This window comes from Bifidobacterium pullorum subsp. gallinarum, from assembly GCF_000741215.1.
Lineage (GTDB): Bacteria > Actinomycetota > Actinomycetes > Actinomycetales > Bifidobacteriaceae > Bifidobacterium > Bifidobacterium pullorum_B.
In genome coordinates this window covers 91159-106802 of sequence record NZ_JGYX01000004.1, presented here as the reverse complement: position 1 = coordinate 106802, position 15644 = coordinate 91159, and the positions used below count along the sequence as shown (strand labels likewise).

At 62.8% G+C, this 15644-nt stretch carries 14 protein-coding genes and 2 pseudogenes; 10 read left to right on the top strand and 6 right to left on the bottom strand.

Annotation, left to right across the window (positions count from 1 at the left end):
• On the top strand, positions 1-447 hold a 447-nt coding region (locus BIGA_RS05660; protein ID WP_034259784.1), incomplete at its 5' end, for a DDE-type integrase/transposase/recombinase.
• 34 nt (positions 448-481) lie between these two features.
• On the opposite strand, the pseudogene BIGA_RS05655 reads toward BIGA_RS05660, so the two are convergent.
• From BIGA_RS05655 to BIGA_RS05645, 3 genes and pseudogenes are all read right to left on the bottom strand, one after another.
• Positions 482-733: pseudogene (locus tag BIGA_RS05655) on the bottom strand (hypothetical protein); the annotation flags it as partial.
• Between the two features lie 241 nt (positions 734-974).
• Complete coding sequence (locus tag BIGA_RS05650; RefSeq protein ID WP_033507714.1) at positions 975-1973, bottom strand: Abi family protein; 999 nt, start codon at positions 1971-1973, stop codon at positions 975-977.
• Positions 1974-2176: 203 nt separating this feature from the next.
• Positions 2177-2500, bottom strand: a pseudogene (locus tag BIGA_RS05645) (vitamin K epoxide reductase family protein); the annotation flags it as partial.
• 147 nt (positions 2501-2647) lie between these two features.
• On the opposite strand from BIGA_RS05645, the gene BIGA_RS05640 reads away from it, so the two are divergent.
• Together BIGA_RS05640 and BIGA_RS05635 are read left to right on the top strand one after the other, a co-directional pair.
• Complete coding sequence (locus BIGA_RS05640) at positions 2648-2920, top strand: helix-turn-helix domain-containing protein (protein ID WP_152596033.1); 273 nt, start codon at positions 2648-2650, stop codon at positions 2918-2920.
• A gap of 325 nt (positions 2921-3245) precedes the next feature.
• The gene (locus BIGA_RS05635; protein ID WP_152596032.1) at positions 3246-4436 is read left to right on the top strand and encodes an AbiH family protein; all 1191 of its coding nucleotides are present in this window, start codon (positions 3246-3248) and stop codon (positions 4434-4436) included.
• 95 nt (positions 4437-4531) lie between these two features.
• Here the strand turns inward: BIGA_RS05635 and BIGA_RS05630 are convergent, their stop codons facing one another.
• The gene (locus BIGA_RS05630) at positions 4532-4855 is read right to left on the bottom strand and encodes a hypothetical protein (protein ID WP_033507712.1); all 324 of its coding nucleotides are present in this window, start codon (positions 4853-4855) and stop codon (positions 4532-4534) included.
• A 364-nt stretch (positions 4856-5219) separates the two neighbouring features.
• Positions 5220-5741, bottom strand: a complete 522-nt coding sequence (locus BIGA_RS05625; RefSeq protein ID WP_033507711.1) for an NAD(P)H-dependent oxidoreductase — start codon at positions 5739-5741, stop codon at positions 5220-5222.
• 338 nt (positions 5742-6079) lie between these two features.
• On the opposite strand from BIGA_RS05625, the gene BIGA_RS05620 reads away from it, so the two are divergent.
• Together BIGA_RS05620 and BIGA_RS05615 are read left to right on the top strand one after the other, a co-directional pair.
• Positions 6080-7051 (top strand): LysR family transcriptional regulator, encoded by a 972-nt coding sequence (locus BIGA_RS05620; protein ID WP_161786271.1) that lies wholly within the window; start codon positions 6080-6082, stop codon positions 7049-7051.
• 184 nt (positions 7052-7235) lie between these two features.
• Positions 7236-7994, top strand: a complete 759-nt coding sequence (locus BIGA_RS05615; protein WP_033507710.1) for a carboxymuconolactone decarboxylase family protein — start codon at positions 7236-7238, stop codon at positions 7992-7994.
• Between the two features lie 90 nt (positions 7995-8084).
• Here the strand turns inward: BIGA_RS05615 and BIGA_RS05610 are convergent, their stop codons facing one another.
• Positions 8085-8591: an HD domain-containing protein gene (locus tag BIGA_RS05610; RefSeq protein ID WP_051917123.1), complete on the bottom strand. Its 507-nt coding sequence runs from the start codon at positions 8589-8591 to the stop codon at positions 8085-8087.
• 223 nt (positions 8592-8814) lie between these two features.
• Between BIGA_RS05610 and fucO the strand changes: the two genes are divergently transcribed.
• From fucO to BIGA_RS05585, 5 genes are all read left to right on the top strand, one after another.
• The gene (fucO, locus tag BIGA_RS05605) at positions 8815-9966 is read left to right on the top strand and encodes a lactaldehyde reductase (protein WP_033507709.1); all 1152 of its coding nucleotides are present in this window, start codon (positions 8815-8817) and stop codon (positions 9964-9966) included.
• A 290-nt stretch (positions 9967-10256) separates the two neighbouring features.
• A complete protein-coding gene (locus BIGA_RS05600; protein ID WP_051917122.1) occupies positions 10257-11783 on the top strand; it encodes an AI-2E family transporter in 1527 nt (508 codons plus the stop codon).
• Positions 11783-13009: a glycosyltransferase family 2 protein gene (locus BIGA_RS05595; protein ID WP_033507719.1), complete on the top strand. Its 1227-nt coding sequence runs from the start codon at positions 11783-11785 to the stop codon at positions 13007-13009. The genes BIGA_RS05600 and BIGA_RS05595 overlap by 1 nt, the downstream gene beginning before the upstream one ends.
• Before the next feature lie 107 nt (positions 13010-13116).
• Positions 13117-14007 carry an ATP-binding cassette domain-containing protein gene (locus tag BIGA_RS05590; RefSeq protein WP_081929522.1) on the top strand — a complete coding sequence of 297 codons (891 nt, stop codon included), beginning with the start codon at positions 13117-13119 and terminating at the stop codon, positions 14005-14007.
• Complete coding sequence (locus BIGA_RS05585) at positions 14004-15641, top strand: ABC transporter permease (protein WP_152596031.1); 1638 nt, start codon at positions 14004-14006, stop codon at positions 15639-15641. Before BIGA_RS05590 ends, BIGA_RS05585 begins: the two co-directional genes overlap by 4 nt.
• Positions 15642-15644 lie beyond the last annotated feature (3 nt).

The window sequence follows — 15644 nt, the reverse complement described above, 5'->3', positions numbered from 1 at the left end:
GCGGGCAAGGTCTACCTCAGCCCGGTGATCGACTGCTACGACGGGATGCCGGTGGCCTGGACGATCGGCACGAGCCCGAACGCCGAGCTGGCCAACCGGATGCTCCGCGACGCGTGCGCCACGCTCGGGGACGGGGAGCGTCCGGTCATCCACTCCGACCGCGGTTGCCACTACCGGTGGCCCGGGTGGATCAGCATCTGCAGGGAGAACGGGTTGACCCGGTCGATGAGYGCGAAGGGCTGCAGTCCGGACAACGCGGCCGCGGAAGGGTTCTTCGGGCATCTCAAGCAGGAGTTCTTCCACGGCCGGAGCTTCACGGGCGTCACCATCGAAGGGTTCGTCGAACAGTTGGACGGGTACATGCGCTGGTATCGGGACGAGCGGATCAAGCTCGCCTTCGGCACCAGCATCGCCAAACGAAGACGCGAGCTCGGACTCATGGCATAATCAAAGAACAAGGACACCGGAGTCCAACAAAACGTCACCACCCCCAAACCGAAACACCAACTTGACTAAAAACAACGGGGCAGGATGGTCCGGCGAGTTTCGGGTCGATGCGGATCGTGTCGCCTATGGTCACCCATCCCATGTATTCGGCCCGTCCCTCCATCACCGCGGCGGCCACGTCCGGGTTCGCGTACCGCATGGATACGGAGTGGGGCGACAGGGGTGCGGCGAACAGGTCCTTGTGCCGCTGTTTGAGCAGGTCGGTCTGGAACACCCTGATCATCCCGTACCTACCGGGTTTCGTCCTTGCGTCCGGGGGTGTGGAACCGGTAGATGCGGGCGTGGTGGATGGCCGTGCCTATGGCCGCCGAGCCATGCCGCACCGGGTTCCGATCGAGAATGGTGGGGCTCGATGTCGTGTATGGGTACGCGCGGTCGATGTCCGATCGTTGCTAGTACGGTGAACGACTGAATCGCTTGGCAATGCTTGACTCAGCTAGAGCGATGGAATCGGAGACCCGTCTCGGTTACGGGCGCCACAAAGCGAGGGACTCCCAGTCGTCAGGGAATCCCATGTCGGGTGCGGGGATCTGCGGATACCTGTGCATGAGATCGATGAATTTCCTTTTCCATGACGGGCCATCTATTTGGGTCAATAGATAGTTTTCCATGGTGAGGAAAGCGGCGGGGCCGGTCGACCTGCGGAAGTCGTCCCAATCGTTACCCCACCAGTCCGTCGCATGCGAACCACTGCGATGCTTGGGGAGTCTCGGTGCTATGCGGGTACTGGATTCATTCCAGAAGCGGTCGTGGTGCGCGGTCATGTTCCGCGCCTGCCGGATGGTCTCCAGCCAGTTGGAGAGGATCTTGATGTCGCCACGTACATCCGGGTTTGGATTGGGATTAAATACGTGCAGGCTCGTGGCGAGCTTTCGCTTGATCGAATTGGGCGCGCCTCGGTAGAAGGTTTCCTTGAGAGTCCCATAGCTCAGGCATCCCACAATCATCCAGTACGGCGGCAGTGGATTATCGTACGTGTCCCGGAAATGCCTGATGTACGGAATGTTCGATTTCATGAAGGTCGTGCGCAACGAGGCAAGGCATGCGAGGTGCGCGTCATAGCCCAGTCCGGGAAGGCCGGCCCGTGTCATGTAGCCGAATTCCCCTCCAAACAACGACAACTCGTGGGCAAGGAAGCTCTTGAGGTAGATCTCGATGGTGATGATGCCGTCGAACACCAGCACCCGCAGCTCCTGATCGAACACGTACCGATCCCAGATGTCTTGGAACAGGGTGCCCTTACGAAACGGCAGCACGCGTTTCGCCGGCCGGTCCGGGGTGGGGGTGAGGAACGGGTACCAGTACCCCTTCAGCCGAAAATATCCCACCTGTTCGATTCGTCGTTCGAGCGTGGGCCGGTCCACCCCTCCCATGCCGTTCTCGATGAGCTTGGCCGCCAAATCGCCCACTGGCTTCGGCGGATGCTGCGGATAGGGGGGCAACTGCTGGATACCGCCGTCGTCCATGGTCCCCTCCCGATAAGAAAATGCCACCCTAGTGTGCTTCAGTGAGAGGCATTGGTGGCTTTTAACGTAAATAAGATTAACAGGTCAAACATCGTTGCGTCAAAAGAATACACTCCGTACATATAGTAGTCTCGATGTCATCGAACCACTAGATGCGCGCGTCGCCATCAGGACCACCCATGGTACAGGCGGCGGCCATGCGCAACCCTGTACAGCCCGATCACCGCTATGGTGACGAACACGGATTCGGCGGCGATGCCGAAGAACGCGTTCGGGAAACTCAGCCCGGCGAACTTCACGATCTCCGCCTGCCACGACTCCATCACCGTGGAGCAGGAGAGGACGCCGTTCACGTCGCATGCCAGCCTCTGCCCCGGATTGCGAGCCTCCTTCAACGTCTCCGCGGACAGGATGAACGAGGTGAACAACGCCACCAGCGAGGCGGCCAGCACCACCGCGTACAGCCATCCGGCCCCATGACGCCAGCCTTTGAATCCACGCGACGCCACCGCTTCCCTATCCTCCATGAACAGCCTCCTAACGGCTCCGGATTACGGTACCGGTCCACGCCATCGTGGGAGGAACATGCGTGGACCGCTTGACAGGGACAAGGATGCCACCCGGAAGACGGACGGAACCGGGCAGAACATGAAACCGCACGGAACGGAAGGACGATGAGAAGACGCGGGAACGATTACGGAACGCTGAGACTACGCGCCCGGAGCCTAGTCGCGGCGGACCGCAGGCTCATGGACGATCTCATGGCCATCAGACGGGGCAAGGGCATCGACGACGCGACCATGTGCCGCAGGATGGGCGTGACCGCCGAACGCCTCGCCGGAATCGAGAACGGCGATTTGGATCCGACGCTCGGACAGATACGCCGCTACGCGCACGCCATCGGAGCCGCCATCGAACACCACGTTACCGCCGTGGAGGCCGAATAAAAAAGGAGATCCGAACCTGTCGGACCTCCCCCGGTGCCGCCCGAAGACTTCCACCGCAATCCGACTTATTGATACACTTCCGTATTTTTCGTCGACTTCGTATCAATAGCGTCGGCATCATCCGCTTTGAACATGATGATGGGTGGGTTGTCGGATGTGCGTACAGCCAACAGCCGGCGGTCGCCGCACTATGATGCAAATGACGGGTATGCGCAGAGACGTCCGACGGCTTGAAGGAAAGGGGTTGACGTGAAGTTTGGTGCGCAATCCGAGCTGAAGGAAGTTATTGTCCGCACACACGGAAGCAGGTAGAGAGGAATCGAGCTTGGACGGTGATATGGCCATGTCTCTTTTCGATAAGTTTGGGTTGAGCGATGGGCCTCAGATGACGGTTCCGGATTACAACTTGCACCTGCCTGATATGAGGTCCGATTGGCAGCAGCTCGTGGTTATCGGGAACGGATTCGACTCGGCCTGCCAACTCAAGTCCGATTTCGTGAGCTTCTTCACGCCCCGTCTTGAGAAGCTGCAATCTATCGAACGTATCGGCATATCCAACGGTAAGAGCGTGGGCTCTCAGTTGAGGGAGGCCGGGCTGACCGTCTGGGACATCATCTTGTCCGACCGCTCCGGAGACAACTGGTGCGACATCGAGGCTGCCATTGCGAAATGGATACGACCATGCAAACCACCGCATTTCATCGACCTCCTCGACAGCATCTTCGCACTTGAGTTCAACGACAGGGCATGGCAGCGCAGTCTCCTTCCACAGGAGTCGACGGAGAATCACGTAAGGAACTATCTCATCGAGGGCAAATTCGGGTTGGAGGACGGCTATAGCCGCGATAAGTTCAACAAGCTGCTGCTCGACGAGTTGCATCGGCTCGAGGAGGCATTCGACACATACCTCACAAAACAGGTTGAGGAGACGCCCCGGTATCCGGAAGACGCGCGTCAGCTGCTCCATGATCTCATCAAGCGTGGTGTTCCGAGCGAGGAGGACTACCGAATCGAGCGCTCGGTTCTGAGCTTCAACTACACCGGACCGAAGGAGATGGGGTGTGACTTCGACGGGATCCCCTATGTGAACATCCACGGCAGACTCGGCGAGGGCATCATCTTCGGGGTCGACGGGAAAGGCATGATGACGAACGCGAACGTTGCTCCGTTCACGAAGACATATCGTCTCATGGCGAAGGGTGGCCCACAGCACTACGAAGTGCTGCCGGGCGAAGTCGACCTTATCAAGTTCTTCGGTCACTCTCTCGCGGCTGCCGACTACTCGTATTTCCAAGCGATGTTCGACGCGGTCAATTTGTATGACGGAGACACGTGCCTGGTGTTCTACTACCGGCCGTATGCCGGCAAGAGCGAACTCGAGGTCAGGACGGACATGATGAATCGTGTGACCGGGCTGCTTTCTACGTATGGGGAGACGCTTGACAACGTTGACCATGGCAATAACCTGATTCACCGGCTTCTGCTTGAGGGACGGCTTTCGGTTGAACTGATCTGACTGAATAGCCCCTGTTCAGTGCGTGTTGGGCAGGGGCTTCGTCGTCTACGGTAATCCTTCCTCGTTCAACTTCGGTGCAGAACGCGCACGCCGGTCTATCGTTCGCATGCCAGCAGGTATCGGTTCACGATCTTCAATACGCGGTCCACCGCCGGGTTGCCGACCGGTTCGCCTACCGGGGGTTCCGCCGGCCTCCAGTCGTCGGGCACGTTGAACGCGTGCTTGCGGGCCTCGTGCAGGTCGTCGTCGGTGGTGAGCATGAGATGCGTCAGGATGTCGAGGGTGTGGGCCGAGTATGCGGCGCGTCCGGACGGGAGGCTGATCGAGTCGAGGGTGGCGAGTTCGTCGTCCGACAGGCTCGTGACGAATTCCACCGCCGCCATGCATCCGGGATCCTCCTCCACGGATTCAAGGGACACCGTGTCGGAGATTCCTTCATTTCATGACGCGGTTTTCGAACTTGCGGCGTTGTGAGACGGGCCTAGCTTATGGGTGGCAGTCGGTTGGTGAGTATTCCCCTCTATGTCGGCGTTGCGTATCTACAGGTTGGGACTTAAAAGGGACTTCAGATGCGTGATTGTGCGTGTGTTACGTGTTGTGTGTGATGTCTATAATCCTTGATATTCCATGGATTGCTGAGAATGACACACTTCATAAAGAGAGTTCGACTCTCTCTGGGGGTACCAACCAGAAAGCCCGCCGAAGCGGGCTTTCTTCGTATCGGGCGTGGGTTGCCCTCCCATGTGGCTGGCGGCAACCCGCACAACAGCGGAGAGGGTCGCGTCACGCGGTCAGCAGGGCTGCGTACCGTCGGGCGGCCTCGTCCAACTCCTCATCGGTGACCTTCAGCGTGCCGTGGATGGTGAACGGCTCAAGCCAGGTCATGCCGATATGCTTGGCCGTGGCCTCAAGCGGCTTGAGCAGTTCGGGCACGATCACTCCGAACTCGCCGTCATGGCGGTACTTGTCGGACGAGCCGCCGACGCTGACGGCCGCCATCAGCTCCTTGCTGTGCAGCTTGTCGCCGCCGGTGCCGTAGGCCCAGCCATGCCGGAGCACCGTGTCCTCCCACTGCTTGAGTAGGGCGGGGGAGCTGTACCAGTACATCGGGAACTGCCAGACCACGCGGTCCGCGGCGAGCAGCGCCTCCTGCTCGGCCTCGGCGTCGATGTGGAAGTCGGGGTAGATCGCGTACTCGTCGCGCACGGTCACGCCCGGGGTGGCGGCGGCTGTTTCCGCCAGCGTCCGGTTGATGCGCGAACCGTCATGCAGATGCGGATGGAAGACCAAAACCAGAGTGTTCATTCGTATCTCCTTATCATTGTGGCCGCATGGTCGGCGCAACGCTGACGGGCACGGACGTGCGGCCGATGCCTCCAGAGTAGATGGTCGGCCCGCCTCGCGCCAATATGCCCACGGCATACCGCGGCATGCGCGACATGCATCCACGGTGTTCGCAGCGTTGTGCCGTTCGGACCCCGATCTTGCCGGTTAGACTTCGCACCGGTGCCGGTCCGGGACCCGCGCCGTTCCGCTTCGGGCGAACAAGGCGCCTCCGTTCGGGCGACATTGGTCGATTACACTGGAAATCTAGAGCGGCGGGTGTGCGGTCCGGTCGGAGTGGAGAAGGTCGGAAGGTGGATATGGATATGAACGCATCGTCGTCCGGTGTTGAGAACGCGCCGGATTTCCCGGAGCTGCCCTCGTACGCGGATGGCCGCGGCGTCCGTTCGGGTGTGGACCTGCGCGTACTGCGATATTTCCTGGCGGTGGCCGATGAGGGCAACATCACCTGGGCGGCCGAGCTGTTGCAGATCTCGCAGCCCACGTTGTCGCGTCAGCTCAAGGGCTTGGAGGATGCGCTGGGCGTGACGCTGTTCCACCGCGGTCCACATCAGATCTCGTTGACCCCGGAGGGTCGGCTGCTACGTGAGCGGGCCCAGGAGCTGGTGCAGCTGGCGGGCAAGATAGAACGCGAGGTGCGCGAGCTGCACGGTTCGCTGTCCGGCACGATTGCAATCAGCTGCGCGGAGACGCACAGCATGGATTGGCTGGCCCGGTGTATCGCGGCATTCCGGCAACGGTACCCGGAAGTGGAGTTCGAGATGCGCACCTGCACCGCCGATGTGACGGGCGACCGTCTGGAACAAGGCCTGACCGATCTGGGACTGGTCACCGAGCCATTGGACGTGAGCAGATACGATTACCTGCGTACGCATATCGATGACAGGTGGGGAATCCTGATGCGACCCGATGATCCGCTGTCGACGCTGAACGAGGTTCGGCCCGAGGACTTGGCTGGTAGGGCGCTGATTCTGCCGTTCCGTGAAGAGGTGCGTGGCGAGCTTGTCAGCTGGATGGGTGGATCGCTACGTGCGGTGTCAACCGCCGGCCTATGCGATTTGAGTATCAACGTGATGGCGATGGTACGCGGCGGGGTCGGTCTGGCCATGTCGTTCGGACTGGGAGTCCCTGATGACCTGTGCTTCAAACCGTTAAGCCCCGTGCTGGAATCCGGTGGCGCCGTCATCTGGAAGCGGGGGCGGACGTTGACCCCGGCTGCGGCCGCCTTTGTGGAATTCCTGCGCACTGAAGGCCAGCGGATCGCACGTTGAATGGGTCGTGAACACGATGGTGCGGCCATGCCCGTCGGGCATGATCGCAATGATAACCGGACATTGGCGGTCCGGGTGCCACATCGGTATCGTCGGGAACGGAAACGTCGCAACGGCGTTCCTCGGACGGAGGGAAGGGGTATGTCCACGAAACAAGCGAGGAATCGAATGATAAGGAGTAGCAATGGATAGGGTCGAACGTACCGAAGCCACGATGCAGGAGCTGTTCCATCAGCCGGCCGTCACCACGGAAGGCACCGATCCGGAGTTCATGCGCATCCTGCAGAGGTTCATCTTCGGCGATGTCTGCCACACCGGCAGCCTGGACAACCGCATGCGCGAACTGGTGACCGTCACCGTGCTGGCCACGCTCAACACGCTGCCGCAGCTGAAAGCGCATACGCAGGCGGCCCTGAACGTCGGCTGCACGCCGATCGAGATCCGCGAGGCCATCTACCAGTGCGCGCCGTTCATCGGCTTCCCGAAGACGCTGAACGCCATCGGCGCCATGAACGAGGCGTTCCAGGCCGCCGGCATCGAACTGCCGCTGCCCGAGCAGGGCACGGTGAGCGAGGAGAACCGCAACGAGCGCGGGCTTCAGCTGCAGGCGCCGCTGTACGGCACGGAGATCAAGGACCGGTACACGTGGCTGCCCGGCGACTTCGCCGAGTTCGTGCCGCGCATGCTGACCGAGCTGTGCTTCGGCGATTACATGAGCCGCGATGGGTTGGATGGTAAGACCCGCGAGCTGCTGACCGTGGTGCTGCTGGCCGCGCTGGGCGGTGCCGAGGTACAGGTCAGGAGCCATGTGGAGGGCGCGTTGAAGGCCGGCAACTCCAAGGAGGAACTGGTCTGCGCGCTTGTGCATGCCGGCTGCTACATGGGCATCCCGCGTCTGTTCAACGCGTTGAACGCCTGCAAGGAGTTGCTGACGCGGGAGTGAGGATTCCCCGCGCCGGCATTTTCTCCAGGAACGGACCGTCTTCCCCGCCACAGCAACGGGTGATGGGGAAGACGGCTGTCTATGCGTATCTCACCTTGTGGCGTCGATCCCCGGAGCGGGAGCGCAGGAGTTCTCCAGCACGCTGTAGGCAGCGCGGTATTTCTCGACGCGTGCGCGATCCGTATCGGTGACGGTCGGCAGCCGGTCGAGGTTCATATTGTCCCGCAGGTCGCTCATCTTGACCTCGCGGGCGATGCGCCCCGCACGAGCGACGGCCGGGTCCTGCGAATCGCAGGCGTCCACGATGCGTTGGATGTAGTCCATATACGATTCGTCGGCTCGTCGCGTATCCAGCTGCACCGCGGCCACCACGTCGGGCGGGAATCCGAGCGTCAGCAGCTCCTCGGCGGTGGTGTCGGTGTCCTCAATCAGGTCGTGCAGCCAGCCGGCGATACGGGCCTCATCGCTGGCGCATCCCTGCGAGACCCGTTGCGGATGCATCCAATACGCGGCCCCCGCCTTATCCGTCTGACCGGCATGGCGTTCTTTGGCCAGCTGCTCGGCGAGGGCCAGCAGATCGGTGGTGCGATGTTCCATACCGTTCAGTGTAGTGCGGTCGCAAACCGGTCGTCGTGGTGCGCTATGGGGTAAGGTGCCGCAATCCGGCATGAGACGATTGCGGTAACGCAACCATCGTTGCGGCGACACGCGATTCGTACTGGGCGAACTCCCAGCCTCGCCGCTAAGATTGGAAACCGTCGGTCGCCCTCAACGATGAGCGATCCGCAACGAACGAACCAGGACTCAAAGGAGGTCTTGTATGGTCTATCGCATGATTTTCAACCAGGAGGCGTACTTCGGCCGCGGCGCGATCAAGCAGATTCCGGACGTGGCCAAGGCGCACGGCTTCACCAAGGCGTTCATCGTCACCGATCCGGTGCTGATCGAAACCGGCACCGTCAAGAAGGTCACCGACGTGCTCGACGAGGCCGGCATGCCGTATGAGGTCTTCAGCAACGTCCAGCCGAACCCGCCGGTCGAATGCATCAAGGACGGCGTGGCCAAGTTCGCCGACGCCGGCGCCGACTTCCTGATCGGCCTGGGCGGCGGCTCCCCGCAGGACACTTGCAAGGGCATCGGCATCGTCACCGCCAACCCCGAATTCGCCGACGTGCTCTCGCTGGAGGGCGTGGCCGCCACCAAGAACCCGTCCGTGCCGATCTTCGGCGTGCCGACCACCGCCGGCACCGCCTCGGAGACCACCATCAACTATGTGATCACTGACACGGCGAACAAGCGCAAGTTCGTGGCCGTCGACCCGCATGACATCCCGATCGTGGCCTTCGTGGATCCGGATCTGACCGACACCCAGCCGCGCTCGCTCAAGGTGGCCACCGGCCTGGACGCGCTGACCCACGCCATCGAGGGCTATATCACCCCGGGCGCGTGGAGCCTGTCCGACTGCCTGTCGATGCAGACCATCCGCATGATTGCCAAGAACCTGGCCAAGTCCGCCGAAGGCGACATCCCAGCCGGCGAGCAGATGGCGTACGCCTCCTACATCACCGGTATGGCTTATTCGAACGTCGGCCTGGGCCTGGTGCACGGCATGGCGCACCCGCTGGGCGGCCGCCTCGGCGTGGCCCACGGCGTGGCCAACGGCATCCTGCTGGCGCCGGTCATGGAGTACAACAAGGAGTACACCGGCGAGAAGTACCGTGACATCGCCGACGCCTTCGGCGTTCAGGACGCCTACACCGGCGACCTCGACCACGTGCGCGACGAGGCGGTTGAGGCGGTGCGCAACCTCACCAAGGATCTCGGCAACCCGACCACGATCTCCGAGGTCGGCGCCACCGAGGCCGACCTGGAGGGCCTGGCCCATGACGCGTTCAACGACGTGTGCACACCGGGCAACCCGCGTCAGGCCACCGAGGAGGACATCTACGCGATCTACAAGTCGCTGATGTGATCCGACATTGGCGCCTTGTGCGTTGCGGGGCCCGTTCCGATCCGTTCGGAACGGGCCCTTGTGCTGTAGGGGAGTGGTGGTCGTGCGCCAAAAAGGCCTCCAGGCCGTGCCGTATTGGTCCGTTTGCCGCATGAGCACGGTGAATGTGCATCGGTTGGGCTTTTCGGCGGCCTTCTGATGGTCCTTTCGCCGCATACGCATGCGGTGGCATACGCCGAAAGGTCCCGGAACCGCTCCGCCGCCGGCGCATTGGGGGCGTGTGGCCTGCGTCCGCCGTACAATAGGGCCTCATGAGCAATGATCAGGATGACCTGAAGATCGATTTCGCTTCGGTGTTTCCGGCGAAGGGGGATGCACGCCGACCTCCGGAATGGTACGGCCGCGCCCTGCTATACACCGCCATAGCCGTGTTCCTGGCGTATTTCGTGTGGCGGTCATGGGGCAAGGTGTCCGGCGTGGTGCTGGATGTGGTCATCTCCCTGTTCCTGGCGCTCGCCATCGAACCGGTGGTGCTGCTGCTGGTGCGGCATGGCTGGAAGCGCGGCGTGGCCTCGGCCGCCAGCCTGATCGGCCTAGGTGCGGTGATCGTCGCGCTGCTGGCGCTGTTCGGCAACATGTTCGTGCAGCAGGCCATCTCGATGGTCAAGGGACTGCCGGGCGTCTATGACGAGATCTCCCGTACTGTGGAGCAGTACACGTCGTTCAAGCTGCCGGAGATCCAGAATCTGGGCAGTGAGATCTTCAACAACATCCAGACCTCCTGGGTCACGGACTTCGCCGGTCAGGCCCTGAGCACCACCATGGGGCTGTTCGGGTTCCTGCTCGACCTGCTGACCGTGGTCATGGTGACCTACTACCTGTCCGCCGCCGGTCCCAAGCTGCGTCGCAGCCTGTGCCAGTGGCTCGGCCCGGTCACGCAGCGTCGGTTCCTGCTCGGCTGGACCATCGTGCAGGACCAGATCTCCAACTTCCTGTTCTCCCGTACGATCCTGGCCATGATCAACGCCGTGTGCACGGCCATATTCCTGGACCTGATCCGCGTGCCCTACTGGCTGCCGCTGGCCCTGTTCTGCGGCATCGTCTCCCAGTTCATCCCGACCGTCGGCACCTATATCGGCGGCGCACTGCCGGTGCTGTTCGCCTGGGGGGCGAACGGCATCATGTACGCGGTGGGCGTGCTGGTGTACATCGTGGTCTACCAGCAGATCGAGAACCTGATCCTCTCGCCGAAGATCTCCCAGCGCACCATGGACCTGAACCCGGCGGTCGCGTTCCTGGCCGTGCTGGTGTTCGGCGGAGTGTTCGGCGCGCTGGGCGCGTTCCTGGCCCTGCCGATCACCGCCAGCCTGCAGGCCATCTTCAAGGTGTACACCATCCGGTACGAGCTGGTCGACTCCCCGTTGATGAACGATCCGAAGCCGGTGAAGAAGTCGAAGATCGTGGCCGGCGCCGAGGCGTTCAGCGACCACGTCATCAAGCCGATGAGCGACCATATGCCCCGTGCGGCCAGAGGGTCCAGCGCCCGTGTGCCGTCCGACGACAACTTCGAACGGCTGCGTGAGCTGTACCAGATGCCCACGGCCGAGGACCTCGACGGGTCGCAGACCGTGGCCATCCCCAAGCGTGTGCCCCCCGCGACCGGCGGCAAGCCCGTGCTTTCGGGTGCCGAACCGGACAATGGGGATATCCCCGAGCCCGACGACGGTCCCGAGGCCGCCACGGCCGCCGCGGCAGCAGGCCACGGCACGGCAACGGACGGGACGGATGCCGTCGCGCCGAAGCCGAACACCGACAATCCCAGAAGCGGGTGGCGCTGATGGTGCTGCTGAGTGTGCTGGACGTCCTGCTGGCCATCGTCGGCGCCGCCGGGCTGCTGTATCAGGGCGTGTGCATCCTGGTCTCCCTGTTCAGCAAGCCGGTGCGGTTCCCGGATGCGCCGATGGACAAGCGGTTCGCGGTGCTGATCTCCGCGCGCAACGAATCCAACGTCATCGGCAACCTCATCGGTTCGATCCACGGGCAGACCTATCCGACCGACCTCATCGACATCTGGCTGGTGGCGGACAACTGCACCGACGACACCGCCGACGTGGCCCGCAGCCTCGGCTGCCACGTCATCGAACGGTTCAACCAGGAGCAGATCGGCAAGGGCTACGCGCTGACCTATCTGCTGGACCGCATGCAATCCACCGGCGAGGCGCAGCGGTATGACGCGTTCTTCGTCTTCGACGCCGACAACCGGCTCGACCCGCACTATATCGCCGAGATGAACAAGGCATTCCAATCCGGGTTCCGCATCCTGACCAGTTACCGCAACTCCGTGAACCTGTCCGACAACTGGGTGTCCTCCGGCTCGGCACTGTGGTTCATCAGGGAATCCCGGTTCCTGAACTCCTCGCGCATGCGCCTGGGCACCAGCTGCCATGTGGGCGGCACCGGGTTCATGTTCTCCCGGGAGATCATGAACCGCAACAAGGGCTGGAAGTTCCACCTGCTGACCGAGGACCTGGAATTCACAATGGACTCGGTGCTGCACGGCGACCGTGTGGGCTACTGCGGCACGGCCATCCTGTACGACGAGCAGCCGGTCACGTTCCGCCAGAGCTGGCGGCAGCGTCTGCGCTGGAGCAAGGGGTTCCTGCAGGTGTTCCGCTATTACGGGCCCGCGCTGATCAAACGTGCGGTCAGGGAACGCGACTTCTCCGCCGTGGATCTGACGCTGCTGATCTGCCCGTTTATGGTGCTCAGCGTGATCCGTGTGACGCTGGGATTGCTGTTCGCCGCATTCGGTTTCGTGACCTGGCCCAGTCAGCTGGCGTCTCTGACCAACTGGTCCTCCGTGATCGTCACCAGCATACTGTCGCTGATGGCGCTCGCGGCGTTGACGATCATCGTGGAACGCGACCAGATCGGCGCCACGAACAAGGAGCTGTTCGCCTACGTGCTGAGCTTCCCGATTTACATGCTGAGCTATGTGCCGATCTCCTTCCAGGCCATCTTCTCCAAGGCCGAATGGAAGCCGATCGTACATAAGGGGTCCTGATTCCGCCCCTGCCGCGACAGGCCGCGCGATGCGGCCGTTTTTCCCGATTTGCCGCGGGGGGGGGGGTAAGCCATTTGCCGTAATGAGCACCCGGTATGCTGGAGCCTATGACGATAGACACATCCCAGTCATCCGTCGGTTTTGACCCGACGCCGAACGCGCCGGCGGCACCGGCCCCCACGCCCGTGGTCCCCGCGAGCCCGTCGGCGGCCATGTCGATCCGAGGTCTATTCAAGCGCTTCGGAGACAAGGTGGCCGTCAACGGCCTGTCCCTGGACATCCCGGTCGGTTCGTTCTACGGGCTTGTCGGCCCCAATGGTGCCGGCAAGACGACCACGCTGAACATGGTGACCGGGTTGCTGGTGCCGGATGCCGGCACGGCCATGATCCTGGGCCATGACGTGTGGAGCGACGTGAACCGTGCCAAGCGTTCGATCGGCGTCATGCCGCAGTCGGACCAGATCTTCGACCGGCTGACCGGCCTGCAACTGCTGGTGTATTCCGGCATGCTGCGGGGCATGGGGCGTGCGGAGACCGTCAGACGCGCCCATGACCTGCTGGGCGCCTTCGACCTGGAGCAGGCCGCCAACAAGATGGTCGTCGACTATTCGGCCGGCATGACCAAGAAGATCTGTCTGGCCGCCGCCATGATCCACAGCCCGCGCGTGCTGGTGCTCGACGAGCCGTTCGAATCGGTCGATCCGGTGTCCAGCGCCAACCTCAAGGACATCCTCATCGAATACGCGCGCACCGGCGGCACGGTGATCATCTCCTCGCATGTCATGGCGCTGGTCGAGAAGATGTGCACGCATGTGGCGGTCATCAACCAGGGCCAGGTGTGCGCGGCGGGCACGGTTGAGGAGGTGGCCGCCGGCGAGGACCTGGAGGACCGGTTCCTGCAGCTGGTCGGCGGGCGTCACGCCGCCGCGCACCTGTCGTGGCTGGATGGCGGCGCGGACGAACCGTCCGCCGCTCCGGCGATCGGTTCGGAGGCATGATGGACACCGTACTGACGATCGTCCGTCTGCGCTGGGCCCTGACGTGGGCGGCGCTGCGCAAATCGGTGTGGCAGACCATCGGGTATGTGATCTCGCTGTTGATGGGCGTCGCCGTGGTCGTCGGCACCGGCCTGCTGGCCTGGTTCCTGGGCGATCCCGCGGGAGTGAACAACGCGTCGGGATTCGCGCAGGGCCTGGAGGTGATCGTGGTGCTGCTGGGCGCGTTCATCACCCTCATGACCGCCTTCGCCCAGCTCATGCTGATCGGCGAGAGCTCCACCATGAGCCCGCGCAAGCTCGAACTCTACGGCATACCGGATCGCACGCTGCAGGCGGGACTGCTGGCCGCCGGACTGTCCGGCATTCCGGCCATCTGCGCCATCATCGCACTGATGCTCTGGTCCCTGGCCTACCGGTGGATGGGCGTCGGTGTGGTCGTTGCCGCGGTCGTTTCGGCCCCGCTGACCGTCATCACCGTCGTGAGCTTCTCGAAGATGGTTATCAACGCCGCCACCACGCTGGTCCGTTCGAATCGCGGCAAGAACCTGTTCTATATCATCGTCATGATCACATTCGTGGCGATCTGCTATGTGCCGAGCATCACGCTGAACGCCTCGATGGAGGCCGTCACGTTCAGCATCGAGACCTTCGCCGCGCCCGCTGCCGTGTTCGCGTGGACGCCGTTCGGCGCCGCATTCCAGCTGCCGTTCGACGTGCTGCATGGGGCTTGGGGGCCGTTCATCGGCCGACTGGTCGTGCTGGCGGTCAGCTGGGTGCTCTGCTTCATGGCCTCCACCTGGTGCCTGCGGCATGAGCGCCTGGTGTCGGGCAGCCAGAGCGAGGCGGTGTCGGTCAAGGGCATCGGCGCGTTCTCGTGGATGCCCGACAGCGTCTCCGGCGCGGTGTCGGCCCGCCTGTTCACCTATCTCAAGCGCGACCCGCGGCAGGGCCTGATGTTCGCGTTCCCGGTGATCTTCCTCATCCTGATGGCCTTCCAGTCGCACGGCGTCACGCCGGTTGTCTGGACGGCGCTGCCGATGAGCGCCATGTTCTTCTCCATCACCGAATCCAACGGTCTGGCCTATGACGGCCGCGGCCTGACCATGCAGGTCATCAGCGGCGTGAGCGGCGTGGCGGATCGATTGGGACGCGTGCGCATCTACGTGGGCGTGATCCTGACGTACCTGGTGGCGCTGACGATCGCCTGCTTCGTGGTGACCGGCGACTGGCGGACCCCGGACGGCATCCTGATGGGCATGACGTTCGCCGCGGGCGCGGCGTGCCTGGCCTTCTGCGGACTCGGCTTGGCCGAGGTGGTCTCCTGCGTGCTCATGTACCCGGTGCCCTCGATGGAGAAACCGTTCGCCACACCGCAGGGCCGTGCTGTGGCGCAGGGGTTCTTCCCGCTGGTCTACCTGCTCGGCATGTTCGTGCTGGCCGTGCCGTCCGGACTGGTGGCGGTCGTGCTGGCGGTGGCCGGTCAGTGGGATATGTACTGGGTGCTGATTCCCGTGTTCCTGCTCAACGGCGTGGGCTTCCTGGCGTTGGGTTCGTGGCTTGGCGGTAAGCTGATGGATGCTCGGATGCTGTCGATCGTCTCCACGCTCGATTCGTTCGCGTCCCTGCAGAAGTAATCG